Consider the following 16449-nt stretch of genomic DNA (forward strand, 5'->3'; position numbering starts at 1 on the left):
ACTTGCCCAATACCATGAATAAATCATTGAAAATAGTATTTTTGCTGCTCTTTGTACTGCAAGTACTGCCTGCAAGCGCTCAAAAGTTCGGTTATATCGATTCAGAATTTATTTTGAATAAGCATCCGGATTATAAAGTGATACAGCAGGAGCTCCAAAATCTCAGCAATGAGTGGAAGAAAGAGGCACAAAATTTGGATAAAGAGATCAAAGAACTCTACGATCAATTGAAGGCCGAAGAAGTACTGCTTACAGAAGAAATGTATCAGCAAAGGCTGGAAGACATTAAGCAAAAACAAAAGGAGTCTCAGGCGTTCAATAGTAGAATATTCGGAATTGACGGGCAATATTATCAGAAGCAAGCAGAATTGCTTCAGCCTCTACAGTCCAAAATCTACGATGCGATCGAACGAGTTTCCAGAAAAAACAATTTGGCCATGTTATTTGACAAGGCCTCTGTACCATCTGGAATTATTTATACAGACCCAAGACATGATTATTCTGAATTTGTCTTGGAAGAATTAGGAATTGAAGAGAACAATTAAATACAAACACAGAATGATGAAAGTAAAAGTTATCCTTTCTGCAATTGCATTGCTTTGCGTAGGATTCGCGGCTCAGGCTCAGGAAATCAAAATTGGGTATACCAATGTGGAATTTATCATGGATCTGATGCCAGAAATGGAACAAATTGGAGCTGATATCCAAGATTACCAAACTCAGCTTCAAACGAATATTCAAACAAAAGCTGCAGACTTTCAGCGTCAGGTGCAGACTTACCAGCAAGCTGCACAAACGATGACTGAAGAAGCTAGAGCTGCTAAAGAAGGTGAACTTACTAAGCTTCAATCAGACCTTCAGAAATATGAGCAAGATGCTCAGGTTTCTTATCAAAGAAAATTAGGTGAGTTGCTAGAGCCTGTTCAGAACAAAGTGATCAATGCGATCAATGCTGTTGCTGCTGAAAACAACTACACACATATCTTTGCTGAGACTGCAGGTCAATCTCCAGTGTTGCTTTACACTAAAGAAGAAGACAAATTCACTGAATTGGTTTTAGCAAAACTTGGCCTTCAAATGCCAACTCCTCCAGCAGGAAACTAAACCAAGCATCTTCAATAATTAAAACCGGTTTTTCGATGATTCGAGAAACCGGTTTTTTATTTTTATCCCATGCCTAAAAAGAAGCCAAAAGATATCATCAGTAAAAGTATGGATGCCGTGCTGGTAGATTTTAGAGCTGACTGGTGCGGCCCTTGCCAGACAATGGATCCAATCATCGAGGAAGTTTTGGATGAGTTAGGAGGAAAAATCAAACTCCTAAAACTGGATATCGACAAGCATCCCCAAATGGCCCAACAGTTTGCTGTACGGTCTATCCCCCATTACATTCTTTTTAAAAAAGGTAAGATACTTTGGAGAAAAGGTGGAATCCTACCCAAAAGAGATTTGGAAAAAGCTTTAAAAGGCTTTGTCTGACTTTTATGTAAAGGGTTATCTGTTCATCTAGGTATTTCCTATTTTGCCATGGTCCAAAGAACTTTACCATGAAGCATCGTTTTATAACCCTACTATTTTTAGTGATTCTTTTTGCTTGTAAATCTCCCGAGCAATCAAATGAACCTCATTATCTTTCCAATCGTGCTCCTCTAGTTCCTACAGCTTATTTAGAGTTACCACTTGGAAGCATTCGTCCAGAAGGTTGGCTGAAAGATCAATTGCAACTCATGGCAAATGGAATGACTGGTCACTTAGATGAAATTTACCCTGAAGTAGTTGGAGATCGGAATGGTTGGCTTGGTGGCGATGGAGATGGTTGGGAAAGAGGTCCCTATTGGATCGATGGACTGTTACCTCTGGCATATATTCTCGAAGATGAAAAACTAAGGGAAAAGGCCTTGAAATGGGTCAATTGGACATTAGAGAATCAGGCAGAATCCGGATACTTAGGTCCTATCCCTTTTGAGGAGGATCCAGAACCTGAAGCAGGAATTCAAAAAGGTCCTCGTAAAGACTGGTGGCCCAAAATGGTCATGCTGAAAGTTCTTCAGCAATACTATCAGGCTACCGGTGACGAACGAGTGATTCAGGCATTGACAAACTATTTTCATTTCCAATTGAAGGAACTGCCCAATACACCTATGGATCATCTTTCCTTTTGGGCTAATCGTCGTGCAGGAGATAATCTACAAGTGGTTTTTTGGTTGTACAATATCACTGGAGATTCCAAATTAATCGAATTGGGAGACCTGATTCAGGAACAAACTTTTCCTTGGCAAACTGTTTACAAAAATCCTGAAAATGACAGTGTATTTGAAAATATCTGGCATTATAATCAGGTGAAAGGCTATCCTTTTGACCAGGAGGAAATAAAAAGTCTTTCCTTAACCCAAGTCCCAGGTCTCCATACCGTAAATGTTGCCCAAGGTCTCAAACAGCCTGGGATTTACTATCAAAAAAGTGGGGATCAAGCTGCCATAACTTCCATCAAAACTGCTTTGGCAACTTTGAAAAAACACCATGGACAGGCTCAGGGAATGTATGGTGGAGATGAGCCATTGCATGGAAATGCTCCAACACAAGGCATCGAATTTTGCTCCATTTCGGAGGAAATGTATTCTTTGGAGAGCCTGATAAAAATCTCGGGGGACATGGAGTTTGCCGATCTTTTAGAAAAAATCACTTTTAATGCCTTGCCTACTCAGGCCTCAGATGATTACAGTTCACGACAGTATTTCCAAGCAGCAAATCAAGTTTCCCTTTCAGACCGGATGGCTGTCTCTTATGAGACAGCGAATCATGGTGGGACTGATTTCGTATTTGGCACGTTGACAGGTTATCCTTGCTGCACCACGAATATGCACCAGAGTTGGCCTAAGTTTGTACAAAATCTTTTCTATGCTACACCGGATCGAGGCGTTGCTGCACTTCAATATGCCCCTAGCACTGTGGAATTACTTGTGGGAGATCAAGCAGAATTGACATTGAAAGAAAGTACCGGCTATCCATTCAGAGATCAGGTTTCTTTCGAAATGGAACTTTCGAAAAGCTCTGAATTCCCATTTCACCTTAGAATTCCTTCTTGGGTTGTTTCTCCATCTATTCAAATAAATGGTGAGGATGTGGAATTTCAAACTAGAAATGGAGTCGCAATTTTAAATCAAAAATGGAATGATGGTGACCAGATTACTTTGACACTGCCAAGTAATCCTCAAGTGTCAAGATGGTATCAGGGAATGGCCGCAATTGAAAAAGGCCCTCTAGTCTATAGTTTGAAAATTGAATCCCAATCCACAACCAAAGATAGAAATGACAGATTTAAGGCTTTCACAGAACATGAATCAACCAGTCCATGGAATTTTGCTCTGCCTCAATCTGCGCTCGATAATTTAGCTGCTTCTTTGGAGATTAAAGAAAATGAATGGGATGGATCTTATCCTTGGAATCTGGAAAATGTTCCAATAGAAATCACGATCAATGGTATCCAATTGGATGAATGGAAAACGGTAAATGGATCGCCAATTTTACCAGAAAATCTAAGATCTGAAATCTCTCATTCAGCATGGGAAAGTGAAAATCAGGTTCTTACCTTAATCCCTTATGGTTGTACTACTTTAAGAATCACAGAATTTCCAGTCGTTAAAATACTGGAATAAAAAGTGGATGGATGAAGATTTAATTGAAAATATGTGTTTATTATAAACCAAAAAAAGCTCCCAATTGGGAGCTTTTTCCTTTTATGCAAAATATTTTAATCGAATCACCTCCTGCTCAGTAAGGAATCGATAATGACCTCTTTTAAGATCCTTCTTATCCAATCCAGCATACATCACTCGGTCCAAAGCAGTCACTTCATATCCTAGATGCGCAAAAATCCTTCTGACAATTCTATTCCTTCCCACATGGATTTCCAACCCGAGAATCTTACGATCAACAGACAATACCTTCATATCATCTACCTGCACGTCTCCGTCTTCCAAGGTCAATCCTTCCAAAATATCCTTCTCATCATTATGAGTCAAAGGTTTGTCCAAAGTGACCTGATAGATCTTTTTGATTTGATTGGATGGATGAGAAAGTTTAGCCGCTAGTTCCCCATCATTAGTGAATAATAAAAGACCAGTGGTATTTCTATCCAATCGTCCAACAGGGAAAATTCGCTCATCGCAAGCATTTCCTACCAAGGCCATTACAGTCTTTCTTTCAAGCGGATCTTCAGTAGTTGTGATGAAATCTTTAGGCTTATTCAATAGCACATAAACCGGTTTTTCAGGATTGATTTTTCTTCCCTGATAAACGACTCTGTCAGTTCTACTTACTTTATGACCCAATTCTGTGACCACTTCGCCATTGACAGAAATTAGACCCTGAGCTATCAATTCATCTGCTTCTCTTCTACCGCAAATACCGGCATTGGCTATGTATTTATTCAATCGAAGCAATCCATCTTCTGACTTGCTTTTTGATTTTTTAGCAGGAAGCTGATCGAAGTTGTAATCGGGTCTTGAGTTTTGAGCTTCAGAGTCTATTTTGACTCTTTTTCTTCCAAATCCGGTAGCATCTGCTCTACCTTCAAATTTCTTTGGTTTTCCCGGAGCAAAAACCGGTTTTTGATCTCTTCCTCTTCCTTTGTAAACAAGTCCTTCATTAGAGTCCTTGGATCCAAATCCACTTCCTTTTCCATCTTTATTAAATGGTTTGTCAAATTTGGAACCTGGCTTTTTATCAAATTTCTTTGGGCCAAATTCGCCTTTTTGAAATTTATCAGAAGAAGAGAATTTGTCTGATTTACCTTTGTAACCTGGTTTTTTGGAGAAACCAGAATCATCTCTTTTTTCAAATTTATTTCCAGAAAAGCCTTCTTTTTTTCCTCCAAATGTAGGTTTCTTCCCAAAAGATCCTTCTTCGGATTTTTGAAATTTAGAACCAAACTTTTTCTCGCCTAGAGACTTTGGGGAATTAGATTTGAAGTCTTTCTTTTTGCCAAAGGATGGCTTACCGGCTTTTCCATCACGGGAATCAAATGATCTCTTTCCAAGATCAAATTCATGATCTGCCGAATCAGTTTTTCTACCTCTACCCTTCGAATCACCTCTTCCTGTATTTCTTTGAGGTTGAGATTCGGAGTTATCTCCTTTAAAAAACTGCTTTTTTGGATTATTTCCTTTCATAAGTATGCAGCATCACTGCTGGATTTTTGTTTAAAATAAGCAATTGACTATCAAATGCTTAATTGGGGTGCAAAGATACGTCCATTCCTGAAAACTATCCCTATCCCTTTCAAAAATAAATGGAAACTAGGATTTGATATTCTTGTAGAAATGCTCTGTTGCCATTCTCACAGAGCCTTGAGTGAGCAATAATTCTTTGGCTGTCGCCTCATCGACTCCTGTCGCTTCCATGATCATGTTGGTACCACGTTGCACAAGCTTTGCATTAGAAAGTTGCATATCCACCATCTTGTTTCCTTTAACCTTTCCAAGTTTGATCATGACAGTGGTAGAAATCATATTAAGAACCAGTTTTTGGGCTGTTCCTGATTTCATACGAGTACTTCCAGTGACAAATTCTGGTCCAACGACTACTTCTATTGGGTATTCCACTTCTTTCGAAAGCGGAGAATCCAGATTACAGGTTATGCAACCTGTCAACAAACCTTTTTCACGAGCTATCTTCACTCCTCCGATCACATATGGTGTCGTGCCCGAAGCAGCAATCCCTATTACTGTATCATCTGAATTAAAACCATATTTAAGGATATCATTCCAGGCCTGTTCTGGATCATCTTCTGCATTCTCGACCGCTTTTCTAATTGCTACATCTCCACCTGCAATAATTCCAATTACCCACTCATGAGGCACTCCATACGTCGGAGGACATTCTGATGCGTCTAATATTCCTAAGCGCCCACTGGTACCAGCCCCAATGTAGATCAGTCTTCCACCTGCTTCCATTCTTGGAACGATTTTCTCCACCAACTTAGAAATCTCAGGCAAAACAGTTTTGACCGCCACAGGAACGAGATGATCTTCTTTGTTGATGTTATGGAGAAGTTCCATAACGGTCATTTTTTCGAGGTTATCGTAATGGGAGGAACTTTCGGTTACTTTCATTGAATTAGGTTTTGAGTTCAAAGGCCTTTCAGCTACTGCTGATTTTAGTGGTTAAATTCATATTTCCAGCGTAGAATGCTTTCGGACTTTCTTGTTTTACAGTTTTTCCTGATGGTAAAGTGTCAATCCAGAAATAGGACTTTCGATGATAAGGTTCGTGGATATTTGTGAATCCAAAGCGGCTTTCCGAAGAATATCACTATTGTAATAGGCAATAGAACCGACGAAATTAACCTGCTTATCTCTATAATTTTTATACTTCATTACATGTACTTTAAAAAACTCCTGAAAGGAATTATAATAAAGCATGTAGCAGTATGGGTCAGACTTATGCTCTGTAATAAATCGGCAAAAGCTTGCCATATATCTATTAGGGAAAGGCTGTCTATACACATGCTCTTGAATAGAAGTTGGGGTCAATTTCAATTTCTCCTCCAATTCTTCCTTGATGGGGATCGGCATTTCTTCATTGATAAAATCCATGAGAAATTTCCTTCCCACATAACCTCCACCGCCTTGATCTCCTAAAATAAAGCCTGGCGCCGGTCGCGTATCGATGATATCATTTCCATCATAATCGCAACTATTGGAACCTGTTCCCAGAATGCATGCAATGCCTGCCTGATGTCCACAGGTAGCTTTTGCAGCAGCAGCTAAGTCATGATCCACATTGATAGTTGCTTTTGGGAAAATGGTTCTTAGTGCAATGGCAACTTCTTGCTTCCGGGAATCAACTGAACAGCCTGCACCATAATAATAGATCTCCTGAATCTCTGATTCCAAATTGATCAGAAATTCATGGCGCATTTGAGTAGCCATTTCCTCTGAAGTCTGGTAATAAGGGTTAAAACCAACTCCTCGGTACTGGCTGATTTTGCCATCTTTATGTATGACTCTCCAATCAGTTTTTGAAGATCCGCTGTCTGCTATTAAAATCATGTTATCCTAATTGGCCTATCGCAGTGAATTTTTTAAACACCTGATTGTTATGAGGGGCATCCACAAGTTCTTCAGTCAGATCTTGTCCAGCCCAGTGTTCATAATGTTTACCATTTCTCCACATTTTGGAATGTGTCACATCATAAATCACCCCTTGATAAGCAATCCATATTTCAGGTTTATCCTGTCCATTACGTAAGGCAAGCTGCTGTTTTGTATAAACTTTCATTTAAAGAAGTTTGATCTGAGCGTTTACCCAACGTTCCGGAATTTCTCCTTTTTGGGCCATCTGGTAGTCTGCATAACTACATGGCACCGTACTTCCTCTTTCAAACTTTTCGGTTTCATTTTGCGGAACTTCCATCCACCATTTCCCACTTTTTTTACTCTTATAAAAGACAATGGTGTTAGGTTTTGAATCCAGCGAAACCGTGTATTTAATATAATCATTACTCTTAAAGGACAAGCTATCCTTTCTGGAATAAAATCCTTCGATAAAGTACCAAATCATGACTGCTACCACTTTGGCAGTCTTATTATGAGCATCATCGTAGTACGGCTCGTACCCATAAATTCCGATAGAGCTCAGTTTTTCATTTGTCCCTGCAAACCAACAAATTTGGCAAGCCTCCTCAGCTGTCAATCCAAAAGGTTGTGCATCAACAGCTCCGGGAGCATCTGTAGACTGAATGGCTGCAAGGTCAAAGCTTAAAAAGTCAGCATTTCGAATGATTGGTTCTATTTCTTTAAACTCAGACCTAACTTGCCCCAATCGTACATGCTCAAAATAAAGCTTTTCCATCACATTGATCAAAGATGGATCAACCAGAAAACTCTGATAGGCAATGTGTGAATATGAAAATAGGAAATTGGGTTGGTGAAGGATAATTTCTTGGGTATGCTTATCTGCCATTGGACCGGTTTCCTCCATATCAACTTTGGCATCTACAGTTAATAGGCTCACCAACTTTTTCATGTTTTGGTAGGACAAATATTGCCCATAATCCAAGTCGTGCGTCCCTCCTATGTAAATAGGAAGAATCTGTTGTTTCATCAGAGCCTCCCCTACTTTTTGGATTCTTTGATACGTTTCTTCCAAAGTCTCTCCACAAATCAAATCTCCTAAATCTGCTACCCGTATAGCTCCGAAGCCTCTTTTCAACTCATAGAGTTTCTCTCTGATTTCTGAACTGGAGCGATCTAGGCTTTCATATTTCTTGATTCCTTTGGTCTCTTTAAGACCGACTATCGCTATCTGAACTCCTTTTAGATTTGGGAAAGTTTCTCCATAAAAGTGAATCTGATGGAAGAAGGTATTTTCAGGATATTTTTTTTGCCAGAGGAATTCTGCAACAGGGTCAAAAAGGGATTGAATATTCATAAGGCTGTGGTGTTGGGTAAAAATAATCAAAATATGATAGGGATTTGAGGAGAATTGAATTCCAATTTTCCCGGATCAATAAATTGAATGCATCAAAATCCCTGCCTTTCTGAAGGCAATAAAAAGAGAAAAAATCAAGCTTCTAATTGTCACATACATAAGCAAAAAAAATCCCGCCGAAGCGGGATTTAATATTAACCTCCGAAATCATCAAATCGGATATTTTCTTGTGGAATACCTAAATCATCCAGCAATTTCAGAACGGCAGCGTTCATCAATGGAGGACCGCAAAGGTAATATTCAACCTCATCTGGCTCAGGGTGATTTTTCAGGTAGTTATCATACAATACTTGGTGGATAAACCCTACATAACCATCACCTTCTTTATCGTCTAAAGACTTCTTGATTTTCCAATTGTCTTCAGGAAGCGGCTCGGAAAGACCGATATTGAACTGGAAGTTCGGGAAGTCTTCTTCGATAGCTCTGAAATGAGGAACATAGAACAATTCTTTCTTAGATCTACCTCCGTACCAGTAAGATACTTTTCTTGAAGTTTTTTCAGTGTGGAACAGATGGAAAATCTGAGCTCTCAAAGGAGCCATACCAGCACCACCACCGATATAAACCATTTCTCTCTGAGTTGGATTGATATGGAATTCACCATAAGGTCCGGAAATGGTTACTTTATCACCTGGTTTTCTAGAGAACACATAAGAAGAACAAACTCCTGGATTTACATCCATCCATTTGTTATTTGCTCTATCCCAAGGTGGAGTTGCGATACGAATCGTCAACATCACGATATTTCCTTCTGCTGGGTGGTTAGCCATGGAGTAAGCTCTGAAAAGCTCCTCATCATTTTTCATGACAAGATCCCAAAGACCAAATTTATCCCAATCGCTTTGATATACATCATTCGGGTGACCCAACTCAGGATGTGGAGTAATATCCATATCCTTGAAGTTCACAGTAATCACAGGAACGTCAATCTGGATGTATCCACCAGCTTCGAAGTTCAAAGTCTCTCCCTCAGGAAGTTTCACTTTAAATTCTTTGATGAAGGTAGAAACGTTGTAGTTGGAAATAACTTCGCAATCCCATTTCTTAATACCGAAGATTTCTTCCGGTACGCGGATCTTCATGTCATTTTTCACCTTCACCTGGCAAGCCAAACGGACATTTCCTTGCTGCTCTGCTCTGCTTAAGTGGCCAACTTCAGTAGGAAGAACTTCTCCTCCACCTTCTTCAACCACGCATTTACACATAGCACAAGTACCACCACCACCGCAAGCGGATGGAAGGAAGATTTTCTGTCCACCCAATGTTGAAAGCAAGGTTGTACCTGCTGCTGTTACAATTGGGGAACTTTCATCGCCATTGATGACAATGTTGACATCTCCGGAGTTTACCAGTTTAGACTGTGCAAACAGGAGGATAAATACCAGTAGCAAAATAATTACTGTAAATGCTACGATGGATGTAATAATTACTGAACCCATGAAATATTGGTTTTACTTTTTCGTCTGGATTGTTTCCGATTTTGGAACACAAATATATTTATTAATCCTATAAACAGGTCAAAACCAAAACCAAATTTGGCTTGAAACTGCAATTCATTTGATAGAATAACTGATTAATTATGCAAGAGGTTTAGCAAAGTGGTCAATCTACTTTTTAATTGACGTCTATCGATGATAAAATCTAGGAAACCATGCTCTAAAACGAACTCCGAACTCTGGAATCCTTTTGGCAAATCTTTTCCAATTGTTTCACGAATTACCCTTGGGCCAGCAAAACCGATTAATGCCTCTGGCTCAGCGATGTTAAAATCTCCAAGCATTGCATAAGAAGCGGTCACTCCACCAGTAGTTGGGTCTGTCAAAAGGGAAATAAAAGGAATTCCCGCCTGATCAAGGAGTGCTAATTTTGCTGAAGTCTTTGCCATTTGCATCAAAGAAAATCCTGCTTCCATCATTCTGGCTCCGCCAGATTTGGAAATCATAAGGAAAGGAACCTTATGTTTTAAAGAATAATCGATAGCTCTGGCGATCTTCTCCCCTACCACGGAACCCATGGAACCGCCGATAAAGTTAAAGTCCATACAAGAAACCACTAAATCCAGTCCGTTCATTTTGCCCACGGCAGACCTTACGGCATCATTTAGTTCTGTTTTCTTGATCGTCGCCTCGATTCTCGCTGTATAAGGTTTGGTGTCAGTAAATTTTAACGGGTCACCAGACTTCATATCCTTGTCTAACTCCGTGAATTTATTTCCATCAAACAGTATTTCGAAATATTCTTTAGATCCGATTTTTACGTGAAAATCATCGTCAGGACATACGTACGCGTTGTTTTTCAACTCACGAGTATGAATGATGTTCCCATTAGGGGTCTTAAACCAAAGGCCATCAGGAGTATCCTTTTTCTCCGCAGTCGAAGTTTTGATGCCTTTGTCAGTTCTTTTAAACCAAGCCATATTGTGATGTTAGGTCGTTGTTTTGACAATTCAAAGGTTACAAATTTAGTCCTAATCTCCATTAAATAAAACCGGTAATCATTTAGGCTTATTATAATTTAGGTCGAATTTGTCTCAGATTTCCTTTTTAAATTCTTTTTTCGGAGGTGAAATATTACGTTATTTTGATAAAACAATGCGTTAAACACCAAATAAGCAGTAATTTGTAATCTGCCAAAAACCCAAATTATGAGCCTCCCATTATTATTAATTTCATCTGGAATCATTCTTTTCCTCGCATATAAATTTTACGGGAACTACGTTTACAAAAAATTTGGGCTTTCTGATGACAAACCGGCTCCTTCCCATGAATTTAATGACGGAGTAGATTACGAGCCTAGCAAACCAATTGTGGTCTTAGGACACCATTTTGCATCAATAGCTGGTGCTGGCCCTATTGTCGGCCCGATCATCGCTGTAACATTTGGCTGGATTCCTGCTGTGATATGGATTCTAGTGGGCGGAATATTTTTCGGCGCTGTTCACGATCTGGGAAGTATGGCAGCATCCCTCAAAACGGATGGAAAATCGATTGGGGTTATCATCAGAAAACAAATTGGCCCTAAGGGTAAGCAACTCTTTATCCTTTTCTCATTTTCAACCTTAATCCTGGTAATCGGAGTTTTTGCAGATATTATCGCCAAAACATTTATCAGTAATCCTGGTGTCGCTTCGGCTTCAATTTCATTTATTTTCCTTGCCATGGCCTTTGGCGCTGTAAGCAAACTAGTTGGTAACAGGAAATTAGCTTTTATCTTATTAAGTGCAGTGGGAGTGATATTGATGTACCTGTTCGTATTTGTAGGAATTCAATTTCCGATAGTTTTAGATTACAAAATCTGGATTTTGGCTTTATTGGGGTATGCATTTATCGCATCGGTAACCCCTGTCAGTCTACTGCTTCAGCCGAGAGATTACCTTAATAGCTTCTTATTGTATGGGATGATCCTTGCTGCAGTCTTAGGGATTTTTGTAGCAAATCCTGAAGTAAAAATGAGCAATGAAATTATCGCCAGTTCAGAAAGCTTAGGCTATATTTTCCCTGTCTTATTTATAACAATAGCCTGTGGAGCCATTAGCGGATTTCACTCATTAGTTGCCTCAGGAACTACCTCGAAACAACTTGACAAAGCCAGTGATGCCAAAATTGTAGGGTTTGGAGGAATGCTAATCGAGTCTTTCCTTGCAATAATTTCTGTCTGTGCAGTCATTGTTTTAGAGCGAGGAGATTATTTAAACAAGCTAACTGGTGACGGCCCTGTTGCTTTATTTTCTTCTGGATTAGGAGGCATGATTTCCAGTTTGGGAATACCTGAAGATTTTGCAATTGCCTTTGTGGCTTTGACAGTTTCAGCCTTTGCTTTAACTACACTAGACACTTGTACCCGGTTAGCCAGATTTACCCTTCAGGAATACTTTGAAGACCTCCCTCAGCCTGCGGCTAAAAAAATAGCAACCAATAGATACCTTTCTACAAGCATTGTAGTTGGACTTTCTATTTTACTTTTAGTATCAGGCGAGTTCACTACGCTTTGGCCAATATTTGGATCCGCAAACCAATTACTAGCTGCCTTGGCTTTATTAACAATTGCAGTCTGGATGATTCGGGAAAAAGTAAACGCATGGTTTGTCACGATTCCCATGTTTTTCATGTTTACCGTTACATTGGCATCGCTAGGATTATTTGCTTGGAGAAACTTTCAGGATGAGGTATATGTGCTTTCTGCAATTGCCGCTGCCTTGTTTATTCTGGCAATTTCTTTGATGGTTTTGGCAACAAAAAGTCTAAAAAATGAGGTCAAAGAGCCAGCAAAAGCACTTTGACCTCAAAATTTTATAGTGATCCAAAAGGTGAAGTTATCTTTTTAGGAATTCGCACTGCCAATGTGAAATTGATCAGATAATCTGCAAATGCAGCATCTCCGTGAACAACATCGTCAGGAGTAGAATTTTCGATATCTGTCACACTTTGGGTTCTGTTTCTGATCAAAGCAAAAGGAACATTCAAAGTCCCGGTCACATTCCCTTTCATATAACTGATTCCAGGTTCAACAGAAACAATGTATCCTGGTCTTCTAAAACCTTCACTTCCTCCAATGGCATCATGAACAGGAATGCCTTCTACACGACCGCCAAGAGAAATTCCTAAACCATGAATATTGGTAAAGGATTTGAAAAGACCAGTTCTTAGCGCGTATTGATCCGGCACACTCATGATTGCCTCATTTTCACGTCTTCTGTTGGTTGGAGTACCATTGGTTTCCTTTGGACTAAACATATAAAATCCATCATAATACCAAAACAAGGTCCCTTTCAGATTCCAAAGACCTTGAAAATCAATGATGATTCCAGTACCTCCGTCTCCAAGTTGGATCGATTGATCCACAGTCTTCACTTCTGTACCTCCTTCAGTGCCTTGGTTATAAAACGTACTAGTAGCTGCATAATCTCCAGTCGGGAATTTCAATCCTAAGCCAATAGCGGTATTCCCCTTTTTCGCCTTTTCGCCAGAAAGCAACCAGTAACCTCCACCTATTCTCATATCCCCAAAACCCTTGGAGTAAGTTGTATGTCTCTCAGTTCTTCCGTGTTCGTATAGGGAACTTCTTTCATTGTATTGGAATGGCAAAGAAACAATCCCGTAGATTCTTTCATTAAAGGCATAGCTGATATTGATATCCAAACCATGTTGATGATTGATTACTTCGGTACCATCTTCGATTCGATTTGGCTCCTCATGAGAACCTCGAAAATGTCGAAAAGACTTAAAGTATCTGTAATTAGCAGAAACATTCCATTCTCCGGGCTCGAGCATATTACCCTGACCGACAGCATTTCCTAATCCTGAAAATTGTCGAATTGCCACACAACCTTGGGCATTTGCCGATAGGTATGAACAGATCAAAATGGCACTTGATATGATTATTTTGGTAAAATTATTCATGGGTTTGTTGTTTTAATTTTTAATTATCTGCGCCATCGATTTTGGCAGCGTTAATAGTGTACTCAGCCACATTTCTTCCTTGAGTTGTCCCAACTGTGGCATCAAAAGTCCAGTGAATTCCACCATAGACTCTTGAAATGGCGGCTTCTTCTGCCCACTCATTAAATATTTCTCCTTCTTGCGGAAAAATATAGGTTAAAACCGATGCGGCTGCAGCCGAAAAGACTGAGTGTCCAGAAGTATAACTTGGGAAATTTGGAGTACCGGCAATCGTTTCAAAATCCTTAATCATCTGAATCGGTCGCGGGTAGTAATAATAGTATTTGGCATCCCAGCAGCTAACACCACCATCCATGATGGCCATATTCATATAAGCAAAAGTTCTAGCAGTCCGGATGACATTCATCTTATACTTTAGAATGTATTCCCCAGCAATGTCATTCCAGTGGCCAGGAGGAGTATAAGTTCCCAAGCCATCTTGCCAATAATTAGCAATTCTTCTTCGCTCATTCGTTACGTTATCTGCATAATCCTCAAGGATTTTGATATCCTTCTGAAAAATTTCAGATCCTGGAGCCGGAGGAATTTCAGGACGTGTTGCTTCCACATTTGGCACATTCCACATTTTCACTTTTCCAAACAATGGAGTCAAACCAACCGGCCGAACAGGGCTTTCCAGATTTTCCCATTGCCAACCGAATCTTTCAAAAGCCGCTGCTCTTAAAGAATCTGAAACTGCTTTAGGTGCCTGAGCATTTTTCATCCCGTCATTCGCAGCTCTGCTTAATGCAATGGTCGCGATTTCCTCACCAATTTTAATCCCCGCTTCTAAATCACTTGGTACATTTTCACCTGCAAGGATCAAACTTTCCAAATGCTCTTGCTCCAATTTTGAAAGGTATTCTGCCTCCAAAGGGAACATGGCCGTTAAAATCTTTCTGGCTGTAGTTGCCAAAACCGCTCCTTCTGATGGATAAGACGGAAGACCGTTCGAAACATAGGTATTCGGAATTTCTGAATCGACCAGATAAGGTGCTGGGCGATTAAATTCAAACTTATAATGCCAAGCTGCAATCAGACCATCAAATTGTGCCACCGATAAATAAGCCAATGCACGACTAGCGTATGGTGGATGCGCAAAGGGAAATGGTGGTGGACCTGCAGGATTTGAAGGATCAGGAAGCGTATAAGATTCATCCTCATTCGGTCCCGGAATCAAGTTGTATTTAGCAATTAGACCCAATGCGATTTCATTCCATCTCAACACGGAATTGTTGGTCCAGAAGTCCACTTTTTTCTTTTGGTCCGGGGTCATGGAAGCAATTTTACTTTTGACTTCAGATAATTCTGCTTGGTACTCAGCAGAGTTGGTGGCTGCAGGAGCATCCACAGAAATATCACTACCGCTCGCTAGTAAGATAGGATTCCAATCTCCTGCATCTTCATCGATCCCGGCGAATTCATAACTCTCATAAGTCAATTCGGTATTCAAATCTTTGTTGCAAGAGACCAAAACGGATATCACAACTACTATTATGGATAATTTATATGATTTCATGCTTTCAATTTTTAGGTTTAAAAAGTCCAAACTGATAAGTAACACCAGCATTAAAAGCAGCCATTTCCGGCGCATTTCTTCCGTGGATTACCTGACTAAATGAGGCTACTACGCCCAGCCCTTTTGGCTTTTTGAAAAAATATTGAGCAAAAACTCCTACTCTATCCATGTCCACCTTATTGGTTGGCTGAGGAGCATTGTAAGCACGAATATCATCACCTGAAGTGGAGCGAGAGGAATTGTAACTTAACTCAACTCGCAAGCCTTTTGAAAAAAACCAATGACCGACCACTGCTTCATAGGTCCAGGCACTTGGTACATCCATCCATGAGGTGAAATAATTCCCTTCATTGTAATAGTATTCTCTTTCAGCTTGGGTATAACCTTTCCAGGTATAGCCTCCTGAGCCTCTTAGATACAATCCTGAATTGAATTCATACTCTGCCAAAGCTCTCCATGCCAACTGGGGAGCTCCGATACCCAAACTGTAAGGCTGGTAGTCAGAGAGATAGTTTGAAGCTGGAGTTGAAAAAACCAAGGAGCCGAAAACAGACCACTGACCCTTTTCTGTTTTAGAATTTAAGGCACGGTATTTAAGTCCTAAAGTCAGGTCTTGAATTCCTGATGCTCCCGCAAATTTACCTCCATTGGGAGTTGTGGAATTTGTACTGACATAAGGTAAGCCAATGTATGCATCCAGTTTATCAGTGATTCCATATGCTGCCATCGCTAGAACAGTTCTTCGTTGAACTTTTGCGATCGTACCATTTTTTCGAAGGGTTTCTCCTTCCCAGTAATGGTCAAACTGTCCGTACTCATAGCCGATTAAGAAACAAATGTCTCCTTTGGGCATCAACAATCCGTCAGTCGGAGTTTGCGCCAAACTTAAGTATGACATTCCCAATCCTCCGACAAGGAGAATGAGTTGTCGTAAATTTTTTTTCATTTTGAATAAATAGTGATTATCAATAGGTAAAGCAAATTGACTCAGGCCCTATC

At 40.0% G+C, this 16449-nt stretch carries 15 protein-coding genes; 5 read left to right on the forward strand and 10 right to left on the reverse strand.

From position 1 onward, the window contains the following. Positions 1 to 14 precede the first annotated feature (14 nt). The 4 genes from FHS59_RS08960 to FHS59_RS08975 all read left to right on the forward strand — a co-directional run bounded on the left by FHS59_RS08960 (position 15) and on the right by FHS59_RS08975 (position 3656). Positions 15 to 545 (forward strand): OmpH family outer membrane protein, encoded by a 531-nt coding sequence (locus tag FHS59_RS08960; protein ID WP_184494808.1) that lies wholly within the window; start codon positions 15 to 17, stop codon positions 543 to 545. A gap of 13 nt (positions 546 to 558) precedes the next feature. Then, a complete protein-coding gene (locus FHS59_RS08965) occupies positions 559 to 1104 on the forward strand; it encodes an OmpH family outer membrane protein (RefSeq protein ID WP_184494809.1) in 546 nt (181 codons plus the stop codon). Positions 1105 to 1173: 69 nt separating this feature from the next. Beyond that, the gene (gene trxA / locus FHS59_RS08970) at positions 1174 to 1479 is read left to right on the forward strand and encodes a thioredoxin (protein ID WP_184494810.1); all 306 of its coding nucleotides are present in this window, start codon (positions 1174 to 1176) and stop codon (positions 1477 to 1479) included. 68 nt (positions 1480 to 1547) lie between these two features. Then, the gene (locus FHS59_RS08975; protein WP_184494811.1) at positions 1548 to 3656 is read left to right on the forward strand and encodes a beta-L-arabinofuranosidase domain-containing protein; all 2109 of its coding nucleotides are present in this window, start codon (positions 1548 to 1550) and stop codon (positions 3654 to 3656) included. A gap of 81 nt (positions 3657 to 3737) precedes the next feature. Here FHS59_RS08975 and FHS59_RS08980 read toward each other — a convergent pair whose 3' ends face one another. The 7 genes from FHS59_RS08980 to accD form a co-directional block, all read right to left on the reverse strand. Continuing rightward, complete coding sequence (locus FHS59_RS08980; RefSeq protein WP_184494812.1) at positions 3738 to 5171, reverse strand: pseudouridine synthase; 1434 nt, start codon at positions 5169 to 5171, stop codon at positions 3738 to 3740. A gap of 126 nt (positions 5172 to 5297) precedes the next feature. Then, positions 5298 to 6113: an N-acetylmuramic acid 6-phosphate etherase gene (gene murQ, locus FHS59_RS08985; protein WP_184494813.1), complete on the reverse strand. Its 816-nt coding sequence runs from the start codon at positions 6111 to 6113 to the stop codon at positions 5298 to 5300. A 96-nt stretch (positions 6114 to 6209) separates the two neighbouring features. Further along, on the reverse strand, positions 6210 to 7052 hold the full coding sequence (locus tag FHS59_RS08990) for an N-acetylglucosamine kinase (RefSeq protein ID WP_184494814.1): 843 nt from the start codon (positions 7050 to 7052) through the stop codon (positions 6210 to 6212). Between the two features lies 1 nt (position 7053). Continuing rightward, positions 7054 to 7281, reverse strand: a complete 228-nt coding sequence (locus tag FHS59_RS08995) for a cytochrome b5 domain-containing protein (RefSeq protein WP_184494815.1) — start codon at positions 7279 to 7281, stop codon at positions 7054 to 7056. Next, positions 7282 to 8433, reverse strand: coding sequence for a formimidoylglutamase (locus FHS59_RS09000; protein WP_184494816.1), 1152 nt, complete (start codon positions 8431 to 8433; stop codon positions 7282 to 7284). A 194-nt stretch (positions 8434 to 8627) separates the two neighbouring features. After that, on the reverse strand, positions 8628 to 9932 hold the full coding sequence (nqrF, locus tag FHS59_RS09005; protein WP_184494817.1) for an NADH:ubiquinone reductase (Na(+)-transporting) subunit F: 1305 nt from the start codon (positions 9930 to 9932) through the stop codon (positions 8628 to 8630). A gap of 134 nt (positions 9933 to 10066) precedes the next feature. Continuing rightward, positions 10067 to 10909, reverse strand: coding sequence for an acetyl-CoA carboxylase, carboxyltransferase subunit beta (accD, locus tag FHS59_RS09010; protein WP_184494818.1), 843 nt, complete (start codon positions 10907 to 10909; stop codon positions 10067 to 10069). A gap of 228 nt (positions 10910 to 11137) precedes the next feature. On the opposite strand from accD, the gene FHS59_RS09015 reads away from it, so the two are divergent. Beyond that, positions 11138 to 12772, forward strand: coding sequence for a carbon starvation CstA family protein (locus tag FHS59_RS09015; protein ID WP_184494819.1), 1635 nt, complete (start codon positions 11138 to 11140; stop codon positions 12770 to 12772). 10 nt (positions 12773 to 12782) lie between these two features. Here FHS59_RS09015 and FHS59_RS09020 read toward each other — a convergent pair whose 3' ends face one another. The 3 genes from FHS59_RS09020 to FHS59_RS09030 are packed head-to-tail and all read right to left on the reverse strand — an operon-like array spanning position 12783 to position 16396. Next, positions 12783 to 13892 (reverse strand): hypothetical protein, encoded by a 1110-nt coding sequence (locus FHS59_RS09020; protein ID WP_184494820.1) that lies wholly within the window; start codon positions 13890 to 13892, stop codon positions 12783 to 12785. Positions 13893 to 13911: 19 nt separating this feature from the next. Beyond that, a complete protein-coding gene (locus FHS59_RS09025; RefSeq protein ID WP_184494821.1) occupies positions 13912 to 15450 on the reverse strand; it encodes a phosphatase PAP2 family protein in 1539 nt (512 codons plus the stop codon). Positions 15451 to 15454: 4 nt separating this feature from the next. Continuing rightward, on the reverse strand, positions 15455 to 16396 hold the full coding sequence (locus FHS59_RS09030; RefSeq protein WP_184494822.1) for a transporter: 942 nt from the start codon (positions 16394 to 16396) through the stop codon (positions 15455 to 15457). Positions 16397 to 16449 lie beyond the last annotated feature (53 nt).

The organism is Algoriphagus iocasae (genome assembly GCF_014206875.1).
In the GTDB taxonomy this organism is placed as follows: Bacteria; Bacteroidota; Bacteroidia; order Cytophagales; family Cyclobacteriaceae; genus Algoriphagus; species Algoriphagus iocasae.

Coding starts and splice junctions, on each gene's coding strand:
- FHS59_RS08960 (WP_184494808.1), top strand. CDS start 15: ATGAATAAATCATTGAAAATAGTATTTTTGCTGCTCTTTGTACTGCAA.
- FHS59_RS08965 (WP_184494809.1), top strand. CDS start 559: ATGATGAAAGTAAAAGTTATCCTTTCTGCAATTGCATTGCTTTGCGTA.
- trxA (WP_184494810.1), top strand. CDS start 1,174: ATGCCTAAAAAGAAGCCAAAAGATATCATCAGTAAAAGTATGGATGCC.
- FHS59_RS08975 (WP_184494811.1), top strand. CDS start 1,548: ATGAAGCATCGTTTTATAACCCTACTATTTTTAGTGATTCTTTTTGCT.
- FHS59_RS08980 (WP_184494812.1), bottom strand. CDS start 5,171: ATGAAAGGAAATAATCCAAAAAAGCAGTTTTTTAAAGGAGATAACTCC.
- murQ (WP_184494813.1), bottom strand. CDS start 6,113: ATGAAAGTAACCGAAAGTTCCTCCCATTACGATAACCTCGAAAAAATG.
- FHS59_RS08990 (WP_184494814.1), bottom strand. CDS start 7,052: ATGATTTTAATAGCAGACAGCGGATCTTCAAAAACTGATTGGAGAGTC.
- FHS59_RS08995 (WP_184494815.1), bottom strand. CDS start 7,281: ATGAAAGTTTATACAAAACAGCAGCTTGCCTTACGTAATGGACAGGAT.
- FHS59_RS09000 (WP_184494816.1), bottom strand. CDS start 8,433: ATGAATATTCAATCCCTTTTTGACCCTGTTGCAGAATTCCTCTGGCAA.
- nqrF (WP_184494817.1), bottom strand. CDS start 9,932: ATGGGTTCAGTAATTATTACATCCATCGTAGCATTTACAGTAATTATT.
- accD (WP_184494818.1), bottom strand. CDS start 10,909: ATGGCTTGGTTTAAAAGAACTGACAAAGGCATCAAAACTTCGACTGCG.
- FHS59_RS09015 (WP_184494819.1), top strand. CDS start 11,138: ATGAGCCTCCCATTATTATTAATTTCATCTGGAATCATTCTTTTCCTC.
- FHS59_RS09020 (WP_184494820.1), bottom strand. CDS start 13,892: ATGAATAATTTTACCAAAATAATCATATCAAGTGCCATTTTGATCTGT.
- FHS59_RS09025 (WP_184494821.1), bottom strand. CDS start 15,450: ATGAAATCATATAAATTATCCATAATAGTAGTTGTGATATCCGTTTTG.
- FHS59_RS09030 (WP_184494822.1), bottom strand. CDS start 16,396: ATGAAAAAAAATTTACGACAACTCATTCTCCTTGTCGGAGGATTGGGA.